The following is a 13,870-nucleotide window of genomic DNA, read 5'->3' on the forward strand; positions in this document are numbered from 1 at the left end:
CCCCCATGGGCCGTAAGGGTCTCCTGTGTCTTTTCTAGCTTGAATGAAAATACGGTTTGCCGTATCATCGCCTCAGCCCTCCTTGGTGGTTAAGGTTTCACCTATCAGGTGAGTAGTATACTCACCCGAAACCCTAATACCAAGAGGGCTTTTTCATTTTCTTGAAGCTTCTATCTCTGTTTTAGGGGAGAAATTGTTTTAGTCAACTCCCAGACCGAACGGTTATTTGGGTATAACCGCGAAGAACTGATTGGACAAAAAATTGAAATCCTCGTTCCCGCGCGGTTCCGTTCAGAGCACGCCAGTTTCGGTCGCCGGTTTATTTCCAACCCCCGAGTCAGACCCTTGGGGGAGGGGCGAGACCTCTACGCATTGAGGAAGGATGGTAGTGAGTTTCCAGCTGAAATTTGCCTAAGCCCCCTCGAAACGGAAACCGGGACTCTCATCACCAGTGCTATTCGGGATATAACCGAACGGAAAAAAACCGAGGATGCATTGAGAGATCAGACTAACATTCTCCAGTCTATATTGAAAAACATTGGTGATGGTGTGGTTGTCGTTAATGAAAGGGGAAAATATGTCCATTGGAATAAAGCGGCGGAGCAGATCCTTGGAGAGAGCCCCGAAAAAGTCCCGTTAAAGAAATGGCCCCGGTGTTTTGGCATTTATTTGGGGGATAAGAAAACCCCCTGTTCAATACGAGACCTGCCCATGATCCAGGGGATTCAAGGAAAAAAAGTTGATGACGAAGAGTTTTATTTAAAACCTCCCAAAGCTTCTCAAGGTTTTTGGGTTTCCTTTACGGGAAGGCCACTAAAAGATGGAAAAGGGATCACAAGGGGTAGCGTGTGTGTTTTTCGAAACATTACGAATCGCAAGATTGAAGAAGAAAAAATTTCGCACCAGGCCCACCATGACCCGTTATCCCAATTGCCAAACAGGGCATTGTTTATCGATCGTTTAACTCAGGGATTAATCCGTGCACCCTGGAATCATCGGAATGTGGGGGTTTTATTTCTTGATTTGGACCACTTTAAAAAGGTCAACGACTCCTTTGGCCATAAGGTGGGGGACTTGCTCTTGAAATCGGTGGGTCAACGCTTAACGGAGTGTGTGAGGGATGGGGATACTGTTGCCCGTTTGGGAGGGAATGAATTTACGGTGGTTTTAGCTGATATCGCTCGGGTGGAAGATATCCAAAATATAGCCAAAAAAATAACTCGTGAATTGGCCAAACCCTATTTTCTGGAAGGGCAGGAAATTCTAATAACCAGCAGTATTGGTATCAGTTTATTTCCAGTAGACGGACAAGATGCGGAAACCCTGTTAAAAAATACCGATATGGCGATGTATCGTGCGAAGGAACAGGGTAGGAATACCTTTTTTGGTCATTCTCTGGTAATGGGTCGATAATTTTTAACCGGTCTAAAGACCTTTCTTAGATCTTTCCTCCTTACATCTGGTATTTAAAAAAATATTTTGATAAACTTCTGTTTTTTTGGTGAAAACCCTACTTTGGGGAAAAATTCCTTTGTGTCCTCCCCCTGGATGTATTAAGTGATATTCAAAAAAGCTCTTATACCGGGCATTTTGTTAAAAAGATACAAACGATTTTTAGCAGATATCCGTTTAACTGATGGGAGAAAGGTTACGGCTCATTGTCCCAACACGGGAGGCATGTTAGGGTGTTCGAAACCGGAAAGCCGTGTGTTTCTCTCCCAACACCCCCCCTCCAAAAGGAAGTACCCCTACACCTGGGAATTGGTTAGGGTGGGAAAAACATGGGTCGGAGTGAATACATTTTTAACCAACCGATTGGTTGAAGAAGGAATTCATGCCGGAAAAATTTCCGCTTTAAGGGGTTATTCCGATGTGAGACGGGAAGCTCCGGTGATGGACAGTCGCCTTGATTTTCTTTTATCCAATGGGGCCAATTTATGTTACCTGGAGGTGAAGAACGTTACATTAGGTGAAAAAAATGTCTCCTATTTTCCGGATGCGGTGACGGAGAGGGGAACAAAACACCTTCGAACCCTTCAAAAATTAAAGGAAAAGGGAAATAGGGCGGTGATCTGTTTTGTGGTGCAAAGAGAGGATTGCAGGATGTTTATGCCTGCGGATCACATTGACCCGATTTATGGCAAGAGTCTTCGGGAGGCCCACCAAAAAGGGGTGGAGATTTTGGTGTGTGGTACAAAGGTAAGTCCCAAAGAGATAAAAATTAATGGAACGCTCCCGTTTCGGCTTTGATTAAGGCTTGGGAAATGGTGGGTGTCTTACCAGGCTCCAAATGGGGCCTCTTTTTTCCTAAAGAACCCTATCGATTTTCGCAGCCATAATGAAATCGCTTTCGGTCAAGCCATCAATCTTATGGGTCCAGAGGGTAATTCCCACCTGCCCCCACGCCAAAAAAATATCAGGGTGATGTCCTTCTTCTTCGGCTTTTTCTCCTACTCGGTTAACGAAATCCAATGCGTTTTTAAAGTTTGAAAATTTATAATTTTTTGCCAAGTGGTGTTCCTTCACCACTTCCCAGCCCTCCAGCTGTTGGTTTAAATCTAAAAGGGCCTTTCCTTTAAGGGGGGGAACCCCTCCTTTACATGGAATACATTTTTTTTGTGCAAGGCCTGACATTTTTTCCCTCCTTTTATAAACCCTCATTTCATTTTGGGTTAGGGGTTCTTTCATTGGTTTAATAAGAAGAAGCCATTTAGGTGCTTTTCTGATTTCTTCGCAATCTTTTTATTCTTTTTTCCATCTTAATTTTGGGGATCTCATTATGTGTCTGTTCTCCCACAGTGATCCCTTTTTCATATACGCATATGGCCTTTTCTATTTGATTCAAATGTTGGAGGGCTTCTCCCAGTTGCAAATAGGCTGCCGTATAATCTGGTTTTTTTTCGATGGCTTTATAAAAAGCATCTGCAGCATCTTCGAAATATCCTTCCTCCATGTACGCTCGTCCCAACCCAAAAAAGGTGGCTTCGCTGGGGTCAATTTCCGTGAGTTGTTTGAATTGGGAAATTTTAGAAGAGGCCATCTGTTTTTTTAAGGGTGGTGTTTTCGTTTTCTCATTTTTATGGGTTTTTTTCTTTTTTTTGATTTTTCCCCCTGTTGTTTCATATCTACCAGAGAAAAATCAATCCGGCGCTGATCGATATCCACCCGTTCCACCCGGACCCGAACTTCATCACCCAATCGAAAGACCCTTCGTTGATGTTCACCCACCAGGGCATGTTGTTTTTCAACATACGAATAATAATCGTCATGCAGAGAAGTCATATGGACCAACCCTTCAACAAAGTAAAGTTGGAGTCCCACAAAAAACCCGAAGTTGGTTACCCCTGTAATATAAGCATCAAATTCTTCTCCAATTTTATCCAACATAAACCTGGCTTTTTTAAAATCAATCACTTCCCGTTCGGCTTCCATGGCTTCCCGTTCCCTTTCAGAGGATTGTTTGGCAATACCGGGAAGAATTTCCTCCAGGTGTTTTATTCTTTTTGAGGGGAGGGCTCCGTTGGACAATACCTCTTTGAGGAGGCGGTGAACAATTAAATCAGGGTAGCGCCGGATAGGGGAGGTAAAATGGGTGTAATGCTCTGCAGCCAGTCCGAAGTGGCCTTTTTTTTCTGTGGAATAACGGGCCTGCTTCATTGAACGAAGGAGGACATGATTAATGAGTTTTTCATATTGAGTGCCTTTGGCTTGATCCAGAAGCTTTTGAAGGGAGTTAGGTTTTATTTTATTGATTCCCTTCAGGTAAAGGCCAAAAGGCTGAATAAATTCGTTAAAATCTCTCATTCTATCTGCATCGGGTTCTTCATGGATTCTGAAAACCATTGGTGTTTGAAGGTTGGTTAAATGTTCTGCAACGGTTTCATTGGCCGCCAACATGCATTCTTCAATGATGCGGTGGGCAATATTTCGCTCCTGACGGAGGATATCCGATACCTGTCCTTGAAGGTCCAGGATAATTTCCGGTTCGGGCAAATCAAAGTCGATGCTCCCTCGCCGCCGACGCTTTTGGTGAAGCCGTTGAGATAAATCTTCCAGAATTTGGAGAAGGGCGATAATGTTTTTTGACTGAGAATGTTCAGGCCAGGGTTTTCCTTGAAGGATTTCCTTGACCTGGGTATAGGTCATTCGGGCTTTGCTTAAAATGACACTTTCGTACACCTGATAGGATGTCCGGGTACCGTTCGTATCAAAGTCCATTTCACAGGTCAGGGTTAAACGGTCTTCGTTTGGGTTCAGGCTGCAAATTTGGTTGGAAAGTTTTTCGGGAAACATGGGAACGACCCGGTCAGGAAAATAAATGGACGTTCCTCTTTTTAAGGCCTCCTGATCCAAGTTCCCGTTCCACGGAACATAATGACCTACATCTGCAACATGGACCCAAAGCCGAATCAGGCCGTCCGGGAGACGTTGAGCGGAAACCGCATCATCAAAATCCTTGGCCTTTTCGCCGTCAATGGTTACGGTGATCAAATTCCGGAGGTCCTTTCGGGTATGAACGGCCCCCTCTTGAACCTTTTCAGGAAGGCCCTGTGCTTCTTTAAGAACCTCGTGAGGAAAGGTTTTGGGCAACCCGTGGCTTTCGATGATCAGATCCGAATCAATCCTGGCGTCTGAATGGTGCCCTAAAATTTTTGTGATTGAACCGATGGGGTTTCGTTTTTTGCTGGGGTACTGCAGGATTTTAACAATGACCATGTCGCCATCCCGGGCATGAAGACTGTTTCGGGGTGTAACATAAACCACCTGAGATATCCGTTTCTCTTGAGGAACCACCACGTTGATATTTTTGTTTTTTTCAAAACGGCCTACCAAATCAGTCCTGGCCCTCCCCAGCATTTGAATAATTCTACCTTCTCGTTTTCCTGCAACGGAAGGTTTTTCAAACCTTGCAATCACCCGATCCCCATGCATGGCTCCCTCCATGGCACGGGCAGGAATAAACACATCTGTTTCTCCTTCTTCCTCCGATATGACGAAGCCGTAACCATCCGCATGGCCCTGCAGGTTACCGATGATGAGGTTCATCCGGCTGGGTAGGCCAAAGCGGTTCTCCCGCGTTTTAACCAAGACACCCTTTGAGACCAGATTTTGAAGGTCTGTATTTAAGGTTTGAATTTCATTTTCGGGTGTGGGAAACCGTTGAATCAGTTCTTCTAGAAGAAGGGGATGGGTTACCTGTTCCCGAAAGAAGGTCAGAAGCTTATTTTGTGACAAGGACTCTTGCATTTAGTTTCCTCTTTGAGAATTGAGTAATGGATTTAAACATCCATTATATTCCCTGGTTAACCTGGGGGAAAGGAAAAACAGTTATTTTTCTGGCCATTGAATCAAGGCGGCTCCCCAGGTGAGGCCCGCTCCGAAACCTGACAGGAGAATCCATTCTCTTCCTTTGAGTTTCCTGCTTTTTACGAGAAAATCAAGTGTGATTGGAAGCGAGGATGAGGATGTATTTCCGATCTGGTCCAGCGAAACCACCAGTTGTTCATCCCGGAATTTAAGTCTTTTCGAGATGGCTTTGATGAGCCGAAGGTTGGCCTGGTGCAACACCACATAGGAAAGAGTGGAAACAGAAAGTTTATTTCTCTCCAAAATTTCTGTGATCACACTGACGGTTTTTTCCACGGCGACACGAAATAAAGAGGCACCCCTCATGGTAATGGTATTTTGTCCTGTTCGTAGGGTCTCTGAAGTGGTGGGGCATCGGGAACCTCCCGCAGGAATTTTAATTAAATCTCCGTATTGACCATCGCTTTTCATGATCAGGGATATAAGCCCGAATGAATTTTGGCTTTTTTGGATGACCGCTGCACCGGCCCCATCCCCGAAAATAATTGCGGTTGTTGGGTCTTTTGGGTTAACAAATCGCGTTTTGACTTCCGATGCAATCACCAAAACATTTTTCACTTTCGGGTTCTTCAATAGCTGGTCTGCAATGGATAGGCCCACGAGGAATCCGGAACAGCCAGCGGAAATATCAAAGGCGGAAGCATGGCGGGCTTTAAGGTTTCTTTGAACGAGGCAGGCCGTTGCGGGGAAAAACATATCGGGAGAGGTGGTCGATAAAATAATAAAATCGATCATGGAAGAATCAATATTAGCCGAATGAAGGGCTTCTTGAGCCGCGTAGGTGGCGAGATCAGATGAAGCCTCTTGAGGGTTGGCTTTCCTCCGTTCGCGGATACCGGTCCGTCTTTGAATCCCTTGATCATCCAGCCCTGTGTTTTCTAAAAGTGAGCTGTTTAAAATTTTATCTTCGGGAAGGTAGGAACCGGTTCCAGCGATGGTGGAATGAATTATTTTCATAAGTGTTTTTTCCCAAAAAGGAAAATCCTGATAACCCCTCCGATCACGCTGATGGTTACCGACTTAATCAGAAATGGGTTCAGGAAATCACTCTTTCGGGCTCCTACTGCCAGAAGGGAAACAAGGTTAATCCGTTTTGATTCATCATGGGGCAAACGGGCTTGAATTGCCAATATTTTCTAGATTATAATGTGCTATTATAATGACTCCCAGTCAGGGAGTTCAATAGAATTAGAGTTTTGTGCCTAGGAGAATTCAGGTTCTGCTTGAAAAACAAACGCAGGGTCCCACCTTTTTTAATCATTTTATGTATCGCGGCAAGCCCCTTTTTATTGATTTTTTTAGTGGATGAAGAGGCTCGACGGGGGGTTGCTCCGGAGATCCAGGGAATTCAGGCATGGATCAATTCAAAACCTTTGAGCATCAATGAACTGAAAGGCAAGGTGGTTTTGGTTGATTTTTGGACCTATTCCTGCATCAACTGTTTGAGGACCATTCCTTACTTAAATGCATGGCATGATAAATATGGGGAAAAGGGTCTGGTTATCATAGGCGTCCATACCCCCGAATTTAATTTTGAAAAAGCCAGTGAACGGGTGAAAACAGCGGTGAATGATTTGAGAATCCGGTATCCTGTGGCTTTGGATAATGAAAAGAAGACCTGGAAAGCCTATTCCAACACCTATTGGCCCCATAAATATTTAATTGATGCCGGGGGAAATATCCGTTTTGAGCAAATCGGTGAAGGGGGTTACAAGGAAACCGAAGATATGATCCGAAACGTTTTGTTAGAGGCCCATTATCAGTTAGATGAGACGAAGACTCAGGTTTTTGTAGAACCGGTTGAGCATAAGCGGATTCAAACACCGGAGATCTATATCGGTTCTCACCGGAATCAATTTCTTGGGAATCCCCGGGGTTTAAGGGTTGGGGGAAAGGGAGAATTTAAAGAGCCTGAATCCATCGGAGACAACCTTTTTTATTTGGTGGGATTATGGGCTGTGAAGGACGATTTTGCCAGGTTTGAGGGCCATCAAGCAGGAAAATTGATCCTGAATTATACTGCTAAATCGGTTAATATGGTGGCGGGTGCTCCCGGGGGAAAGGTACTGGTGGAAGTTCTATTAGATGATGAACCTTTAGACCCCCAGGAGGCGGGTGAAGATATTCACTTCGACTCCGAAAATCGAAGTTGGCTTTCCGTGGGAGAAGGGCGTCTTTATTCTCTGATTCATAACCGTCGGGACGGATACGGAAAGCACACACTGACCATTAAAGTAGATAGAAAAGGGTTGGAAGCTTATACGTTTACCTTTGGTTAATCTCAGGAGGGTAGTATGGAAGCCTTTTTGAATCGGCCTGGCTTTTTAGGAACATACGGAACAATTGGTGCGGATCTTAGCTTTTTGTTGGCGGTTGGTTTTACGGTGTTGTTTATTATGGGCTGGCAAAAAGCGCGAAAAGCAAAAGGGAGGCATCATCATACAATTACCCTCTGGGCCATGATTGCCATGTTGGGTTATTTTGTTTTTTACTACCTTAGCAGGGGGTTAGGGGCACTGGCCGCGGAAGGGAAAGAAGGATTCGGGGGTTCCAAGTTTTTGTACGATTGGATTTTCAGCCCGCTCCTTACCCTTCATGTAGCAGTGGTCTCGGTGGGGATTATTATGGCGGTTTATATGATCATTTTAGGATACCGGGTGGCACAGCGGAAGGGGCAGGAAATGGTCCTTAAGGCGGGTGAGCTGAAGGTACACCAAAAGACGTTGATTAAAATTTCCATTTGGGCCTTTGGGGTTTTTATTTTGGTTTTCGTGTCCCGAAGTTTAAGCACCGAAACAGGTTTTACAGCGGGAAAGTTTTGGGTTTATTTTTCAGGGTTTCTTTTAGTGGCATTGGTTCTTGGTCTTGAACGGTTTATCGAAAGGGCCTTGCCTGACGGAGAGAGGCGGCACCGGCTTCTGGGAACATTTACCATGGTTTTGTATGTCGTAGCCCTGTTTACCACTGCCATTACTTACTTTTTGTTGTATGTGGCTTATCCCCCAATACATAGTTGAGAATTTTTCTTAAACCTTATTATTTTCCTCCTATTTAAGAAAGGGACCCCGGTAGCCCTCCTTTGAAAAAGGAGGATTTTATGGTAATAAAATCTTCCCTTACCCCCTTTGCCAAAGAGGGGAATTTTTAACAATAATTTCTTGTCTTAACAAGAAGTAAGCCTGGGCATTTTCCCCTTTTAGAGAGTCCCAGTATCTTGTCCTATTTTTAATTCTTTTGTGCTTTTCCCCCTTTGAAAGCAGGATTTTATAACCTTACCTTAATTCGAGGAAGCCATTTTTTGCATGGATAAATTCCTTTATTTTACCTTATATTGGAGATCAAATTTTGATGGGGAATTTTGTTGAATTAGAACAGGAATTTGGCATATAATACGCTTTTTCTAAAACGTGGAATATTTAAAGGAAATAAAGAAAAATGGCTCCTCAAAAAGATCTAAAATCCATTTTGAGCAAATTGCAGTACCCCGATGACGCCCAGGTTATGAAGCAGATCGTGGATCAAACCATTCAGGTTAAAACCCGGATGGGGAGAATCCGCCAAAAAATCGTGGTGATGAGCGGAAAAGGCGGGGTGGGGAAAAGCATGACCACCATTAATCTCGCCTTGGCATTTGCCCGTCAGGGTCTCCGGGTTGGGATTTTGGATGTGGACCTGAATGGGCCCTGTATACCATTAATGCTTGGGATGAAGGGGCAGCAGTTTGAGTTTACGAAAGAGGGTGCGATTCCTCCAGTGGGTCCATTGGGTATTAAGGTAGCCTCCATGGAGTTTTTTTTAAAACCCGACAGTCCGGTTCGTTGGAAAGGTTCAATGGAGCTCTCACCCGTATGGCTGGGGATGATGGAAATGAGTGTGATTCGGGAGTTTTTGGGAGATATCGTCTGGGGAGAATTGGATCTTCTCCTGGCGGACCTTCCTCCCGGAGCGGCCGCCGATAAACCGCCCGCCATCATTGGGTTTATCCCTGAATTGGATGGTGCGGTTGTGGTGACTACCCCTTCAGAGGTTTCAGCCGATGTGGTAAAAAAATCTTTGGTTTATGCGCGGGATGTGGGTTTTCATGTTCTAGGGGTGGTTGAAAATATGAGCGGTTTTTTATGCCCGGAATGTAAAACCGAAAGCCCTTTGTTTGAGGGAAATATCGAGGAGTTATGCAAGAAGACGGGTGTGACCTTACTGGGGAAAATCCCTTTTAACCAGAAGTTGGCGGCGGCATGTGATAAAGGCGTTCCCCTTCAGGATGAATCGGAGCCCATTGTTCAACGATTCCAAAACATCACACGAAAAATTTCGGATCAACTCAATATTCAGGTAAAGGCCTCTTCAAAAGCAATTTCCGCATCTCCTCCCCTTTAAGAAGAGGTGGATGAAGGAGGGGGGTGGAACCCTTTTTGGAAAATGAAATTTAAAAATGAATTCTTATGTTTGAAAAATAAGGAGGAAATTTAAAATGAAATTTGTTTGTATGAAATGTGAATCCTTCATGTTATTTCAAAAGGTCGAAAAACCAGGAGAGGACTCCCTCGGGGTCATGTTTGAATGTCCAAAGTGCGGGGGCCGGTTTTCCATGGTAACCAATCCGGGGGAAACGCAATTGGTGAACGCCCTTGGAGTGAAAATCGGCGGACGAACGGATACCCCAGCGCCTTTTGAATTGACCCGGGGAACTTTGAAAGAATCCGTTTCCGCTCAGCCACAACCGGCGGAAGCCGCAAAATCTGAAGCAGGCAGTTGTCCTTTTTCCTCCATGTTGGCGGGGATGGGAAGCGGGGAGGCTCAAAAACCTCTGAACTGGACATCGGAAGCATTGGATCGTATGGAGAAAATTCCGGATTTTATCCGGCCCATGGTGAAAAGCGGGGTTGAGGCCTATGCAAGAAATAAAGGGTTTCAGGTGGTCACACCGGCGGTCATTGAGGAATCCAAAGGTGACAACGGCGGAATGAATTGGTCCCCGGGAGCACAGCAAAGGCTTAACAATATTCCAGAATTTATACGTCCCATGGCCAAACTGGAGATTGAACGCTTGGCCCGGGAAAAAGGTGTTGAGACGGTTGATGAGGTCATCATGGATGAGTCCAAAGGAAAATTCGGTCAATTTATGACGATGTAAGGATTCGAGCGAATTGTCCATGAACGCCCAGGAATTTATTGTTCGGTTGCAGAAGGAGGTGGAGGCTCATGAAGCCGTTCATCATCCTTTCTTAAAACGGTTTTCCAAAGAACCACTGTCTTTAGATCAGCTTCAACGGTTCGGTTTACAGCATTACCAGTTGGTCAGGATTTTTGTGAACTACATGACCAACCTTCTTCCCCGCATTCCAGACCCCGATGCTGGTGTTCTGCTCCGTTCCGTATTTGATGACGAATTCGGCCAGCATACGATCTTTCGAAGCCACCCCGCGCTCTACCGGAAGTTTTTAAAATCGTTGGGTTTAGAGGAAGAAGCCTTTGGCCGAACCCAACTGTTGCCGGAGGTATCCTCTTTTATTCAAATGCATATGGATGTAACCCGCGATGAGGACTTTCGGACCGGATTAGGGGCCATCGGGCCGGGTCATGAATTCTCGATTCCGATCATGTTTGGTTACCTGGTCAAAGGGTTTAAGAACGCCAAGATTATGAATGAGGACATGGAATATTTCACCATGCATATCGTGGAAGACAAAGAGCACGCGGAAGTTTTTAATACCCTGATTCTCCGTCATGTCCAAACCACGGAGGGACAGGAAAAAGTTCGAGAAGGTGTCATGCGTTCCTTGGAAGCAAGGAAAATCTTTTGGGACGGCCTCGACCGGGTCGTCTTTGAAAAAATGGCTTGTTAGGATCGAATTTAAAAAAGCCTGTCATTCCCTCATCGGCGGGAATCCAGAGGTGGGAAAAAAAACTGGCGTCATTCCCGTGGAAACGGGAATCCAGGAATATCATTAGAGGAGTTCATCATGTTTGGCAGCTCAAAAAATGAGGATATCATTTGGGAAGGTGACGCCCTTCAAAGTCTGGAGAAAGCCCCGTTTTTCTTAAGGGGGATGGTCAGGCGGTTGGCGGAGAAAAGGGCGAAGGAAAAAGGGGTTACCACCATCACGAAAGAGATGCTCACCCAGTGGAAGAACGAAGCCATGGGGGGCATGGGCGGAGCCGATGACCTCAAAGAAGCTGCCGATGCGATGCTGCAGGGGCAGTTGCCCTGGACCAAAGCCGCAAAAGAAAAATTAGCGGACGTTCCAGAATTCATGCAGTCCATGGTCAAGAGAATTGCCCAGGATATTGCCCGGGAACGGGGCCACATGGAAGTCAATGTGGAGCTTTTGGAGAAGGTTGAGGCCTTGGGAGAGATAGAAGAGGCTCCCCGTGAGGAGATGAAATGGACGGAAGGGGCCATGGCCAAGCTCAATAAAAAAATTGAAAATACACCTCCCATGGCGACCGAATTTGTTCAGCAGATGCTCAAGCATGACGCGGAGGATTTGGCCAGGTCCCAAGGGTTTAAGGAAATGACCGAGGAGGTTCTGACCACAGTTTGGGAAACCCCTCTGGAAGAAATCAAATGGAATCCAGAAGCGTGGGACCGGTTACAAACCTCCCCTGATTTTGTAAGAAGCGGAATCAAAAAAGCCGCGGAACGGCGGGCGCGTAGAGAGGGGGCCAAAGAAATCAATTCGGATATGCTCACCCGTTTTCGTAATGAGGCCATGATGAAAGCGGTCCTTCGTATCCGTAAGTTGGGATTCAAAGAACTCACCTTTGATGCCTTTGAAGAAGCCCAGAAAAAAGTCAAACGCCTGAAAGGCAATGACCAAGCCGAAAAAAGATTGGCCGAGATCAAGGAATATATGACCCACAAACCCCAGGTGGGGGTTTTGGGTGAAGAGCTCATGGGCCGTTTTAGAAGTTACCTCAAGGAAGGCGGCCACCTCTCCGTTGATAAATCCGACGAAAAATCCGACCCATCCAAAACAAGCAGTTAGGAATTTCCTTTTGAAATAAGAAGATCCTATCCGTCATTCCCGCAGGCCTTAAGCGGGGATCCAGAATTTTTTCCCACTGCTTAATTTAAGCCTGGACATACCAGACAAACAATATTTTTTTTATCCCCTTTTTTGTGGTTTGACTTTGGAGGAATAATCAATAGATAATGAGTTTTGTAAACATCCCTTTGAGATAAGGAAACAATGACCTCTACGGATGAACTAAAACCCGATAAAACCCTGGACTGCAAAGGGCTTTCCTGTCCCATTCCCATCGTGAAGACCAAGTTGGCGGTAGATTCCCTTCAACCAGGTCAAATCCTTGAAATGATTGCAACGGATAAAGGATCCAAACCCGATATGGCCGCTTTTATAGAAGAAACCGGAAACAGATTAATTTCATCCAAAGAGGAAAACGGGGTTTTTTTCTATTACATCAGGAAAGAAGACTAAGAAAAATGGATCCAAAACTAAAAGAGGGTTTAGACCCCGCACTTGAAGAAAAAATTAAAGGGCTGGTGGACGAGCGGATTGAGGAATGGGCTAAAACCAAACTATTTTCCATTCTGGAGAAAAAACCAACCAAAAAAAAAGGGCGGCTTGCGATAATCGTATCTAAAGGAACCCTGGAAGCGGCCTATCCGCCTCTCATACTCGCTACCACGGCCATTGCCTTGAATATGGAAGTCGGCATTTTCTTCACCTTTTTCGGGTTGCATATTTTGAAAAAGGGTTCTGCCGAAACTTTAAAATTTGTTCCGTTGGGAAATCCCGCCACCCCCATGCCGATGCCCAATATCATCTCCGCACTTCCGGGGATGACTGAATTGGCAACGGTGATGATGAAGAAAACCATTTCAAAGAAAAATATTACTTCTGTTCCGGAACTACTTAATCTGGCAAAAGAGACCGGGGTGACCCTTTGGCCTTGCAATATGACCATGGAGATGATGGGAATTAAATATTCCGATCTGATCGATGGTTTAGCGGAACCGGTCGGTGCCGCTACCTTCCTTTCCTACGCAAAAGACTCTGATATCTCCCTTTTTATTTAAATCATAAAAATATCCTTTTGGTTTAAACAGATTTTCACTAGGATCAATGAGGGTGTCTATGTTTTTTATCATCCTCTGGGGAATCATCATCGTAGGACCCTTCCTCGTGGTGTGGACCTATAATGATCTCCCCGTGGGGTGGTTTAGAACAGGGGTCAAACAGGGGAAACAGAAACAGGGGTCAAATCTGCTCTTGACTCAAGTGGGAGAATTTGATAAACCTTTGCCATGTCCCGTCCCCTACGGATAGAATTCCCCGGTGCCTACTATCATGTAATGAACCGAGGCCTTGCCTACCGGGGAATTTTTACGAACCGAAAAGATAGACAGTGTTTTTTGGAACTTCTTTCTGAATGCCATGAAATGTGGGGTATTCGGATTCTTGCCTATTGCTTGTTAAATAATCATTATCATTTGTTAATGCAAACCCCTCAAGCCAATCTTTCCCGAACTATGAGG

17 protein-coding genes are annotated in these 13,870 nt (G+C 45.1%); 13 read left to right on the plus strand and 4 right to left on the minus strand.

The window, feature by feature from the left end; translation table 11 throughout:
• Window positions 1–192: 192 nt before the first annotated feature.
• Together VGB26_13765 and sfsA are read left to right on the plus strand one after the other, a co-directional pair.
• Window positions 193–1,413: a diguanylate cyclase gene (locus VGB26_13765; GenBank protein HEX9758844.1), complete on the plus strand. Its 1,221-nt coding sequence runs from the start codon at window positions 193–195 to the stop codon at window positions 1,411–1,413.
• 144 nt (window positions 1,414–1,557) lie between these two features.
• Entirely contained in the window at window positions 1,558–2,250 is a 693-nt protein-coding gene (sfsA, locus tag VGB26_13770; GenBank protein ID HEX9758845.1) for a DNA/RNA nuclease SfsA, read from the plus strand.
• 57 nt (window positions 2,251–2,307) lie between these two features.
• Here sfsA and VGB26_13775 read toward each other — a convergent pair whose 3' ends face one another.
• From VGB26_13775 to VGB26_13790, 4 genes are all read right to left on the minus strand, one after another.
• Window positions 2,308–2,634, minus strand: coding sequence for a 4a-hydroxytetrahydrobiopterin dehydratase (locus tag VGB26_13775; protein ID HEX9758846.1), 327 nt, complete (start codon window positions 2,632–2,634; stop codon window positions 2,308–2,310).
• A 76-nt stretch (window positions 2,635–2,710) separates the two neighbouring features.
• On the minus strand, window positions 2,711–3,040 hold the full coding sequence (locus tag VGB26_13780; GenBank protein ID HEX9758847.1) for a tetratricopeptide repeat protein: 330 nt from the start codon (window positions 3,038–3,040) through the stop codon (window positions 2,711–2,713).
• Window positions 3,041–3,048: 8 nt separating this feature from the next.
• Entirely contained in the window at window positions 3,049–5,247 is a 2,199-nt protein-coding gene (gene rnr / locus VGB26_13785; protein ID HEX9758848.1) for a ribonuclease R, read from the minus strand.
• A gap of 81 nt (window positions 5,248–5,328) precedes the next feature.
• Complete coding sequence (locus VGB26_13790) at window positions 5,329–6,324, minus strand: beta-ketoacyl-ACP synthase III (GenBank protein ID HEX9758849.1); 996 nt, start codon at window positions 6,322–6,324, stop codon at window positions 5,329–5,331.
• Between the two features lie 266 nt (window positions 6,325–6,590).
• Here VGB26_13790 and VGB26_13795 point away from each other — a divergent pair, with 266 nt between their 5' ends.
• From VGB26_13795 to VGB26_13845, 11 genes are all read left to right on the plus strand, one after another.
• A complete protein-coding gene (locus VGB26_13795; protein HEX9758850.1) occupies window positions 6,591–7,646 on the plus strand; it encodes a redoxin domain-containing protein in 1,056 nt (351 codons plus the stop codon).
• A gap of 15 nt (window positions 7,647–7,661) precedes the next feature.
• Window positions 7,662–8,384 carry a DUF420 domain-containing protein gene (locus tag VGB26_13800; protein HEX9758851.1) on the plus strand — a complete coding sequence of 241 codons (723 nt, stop codon included), beginning with the start codon at window positions 7,662–7,664 and terminating at the stop codon, window positions 8,382–8,384.
• 418 nt (window positions 8,385–8,802) lie between these two features.
• Window positions 8,803–9,744, plus strand: a complete 942-nt coding sequence (locus VGB26_13805) for a P-loop NTPase (protein HEX9758852.1) — start codon at window positions 8,803–8,805, stop codon at window positions 9,742–9,744.
• A gap of 94 nt (window positions 9,745–9,838) precedes the next feature.
• Window positions 9,839–10,501, plus strand: coding sequence for a PCP reductase family protein (locus VGB26_13810; GenBank protein HEX9758853.1), 663 nt, complete (start codon window positions 9,839–9,841; stop codon window positions 10,499–10,501).
• Window positions 10,502–10,520: 19 nt separating this feature from the next.
• A complete protein-coding gene (locus VGB26_13815) occupies window positions 10,521–11,213 on the plus strand; it encodes an iron-containing redox enzyme family protein (protein HEX9758854.1) in 693 nt (230 codons plus the stop codon).
• Window positions 11,194–11,319 (plus strand): hypothetical protein, encoded by a 126-nt coding sequence (locus tag VGB26_13820; GenBank protein HEX9758855.1) that lies wholly within the window; start codon window positions 11,194–11,196, stop codon window positions 11,317–11,319. The genes VGB26_13815 and VGB26_13820 overlap by 20 nt, the downstream gene beginning before the upstream one ends.
• A gap of 11 nt (window positions 11,320–11,330) precedes the next feature.
• On the plus strand, window positions 11,331–12,356 hold the full coding sequence (locus tag VGB26_13825; GenBank protein HEX9758856.1) for a hypothetical protein: 1,026 nt from the start codon (window positions 11,331–11,333) through the stop codon (window positions 12,354–12,356).
• A 204-nt stretch (window positions 12,357–12,560) separates the two neighbouring features.
• Entirely contained in the window at window positions 12,561–12,809 is a 249-nt protein-coding gene (locus VGB26_13830; GenBank protein HEX9758857.1) for a sulfurtransferase TusA family protein, read from the plus strand.
• A 5-nt stretch (window positions 12,810–12,814) separates the two neighbouring features.
• On the plus strand, window positions 12,815–13,411 hold the full coding sequence (locus tag VGB26_13835) for a DsrE/DsrF/DrsH-like family protein (protein HEX9758858.1): 597 nt from the start codon (window positions 12,815–12,817) through the stop codon (window positions 13,409–13,411).
• Between the two features lie 58 nt (window positions 13,412–13,469).
• A complete protein-coding gene (locus tag VGB26_13840) occupies window positions 13,470–13,661 on the plus strand; it encodes a hypothetical protein (protein ID HEX9758859.1) in 192 nt (63 codons plus the stop codon).
• A partial coding sequence (locus tag VGB26_13845; GenBank protein HEX9758860.1) for a transposase occupies window positions 13,640–13,870 on the plus strand: 231 nt, incomplete at its 3' end. The genes VGB26_13840 and VGB26_13845, both read left to right, overlap by 22 nt.

The sequence above is a fragment of the Nitrospiria bacterium genome (genome assembly GCA_036397255.1).
Taxonomy (GTDB): Bacteria; Nitrospirota; Nitrospiria; order DASWJH01; family DASWJH01; genus DASWJH01.

Coding starts and splice junctions, on each gene's coding strand:
- VGB26_13775 (HEX9758846.1), bottom strand. CDS start 2,634: ATGTCAGGCCTTGCACAAAAAAAATGTATTCCATGTAAAGGAGGGGTT.
- VGB26_13780 (HEX9758847.1), bottom strand. CDS start 3,040: ATGGCCTCTTCTAAAATTTCCCAATTCAAACAACTCACGGAAATTGAC.
- rnr (HEX9758848.1), bottom strand. CDS start 5,247: ATGCAAGAGTCCTTGTCACAAAATAAGCTTCTGACCTTCTTTCGGGAA.
- VGB26_13790 (HEX9758849.1), bottom strand. CDS start 6,324: ATGAAAATAATTCATTCCACCATCGCTGGAACCGGTTCCTACCTTCCC.
- VGB26_13800 (HEX9758851.1), top strand. CDS start 7,662: ATGGAAGCCTTTTTGAATCGGCCTGGCTTTTTAGGAACATACGGAACA.
- VGB26_13805 (HEX9758852.1), top strand. CDS start 8,803: ATGGCTCCTCAAAAAGATCTAAAATCCATTTTGAGCAAATTGCAGTAC.
- VGB26_13810 (HEX9758853.1), top strand. CDS start 9,839: ATGAAATTTGTTTGTATGAAATGTGAATCCTTCATGTTATTTCAAAAG.
- VGB26_13815 (HEX9758854.1), top strand. CDS start 10,521: ATGAACGCCCAGGAATTTATTGTTCGGTTGCAGAAGGAGGTGGAGGCT.
- VGB26_13825 (HEX9758856.1), top strand. CDS start 11,331: ATGTTTGGCAGCTCAAAAAATGAGGATATCATTTGGGAAGGTGACGCC.
- VGB26_13830 (HEX9758857.1), top strand. CDS start 12,561: ATGACCTCTACGGATGAACTAAAACCCGATAAAACCCTGGACTGCAAA.
- VGB26_13835 (HEX9758858.1), top strand. CDS start 12,815: ATGGATCCAAAACTAAAAGAGGGTTTAGACCCCGCACTTGAAGAAAAA.
- VGB26_13840 (HEX9758859.1), top strand. CDS start 13,470: ATGTTTTTTATCATCCTCTGGGGAATCATCATCGTAGGACCCTTCCTC.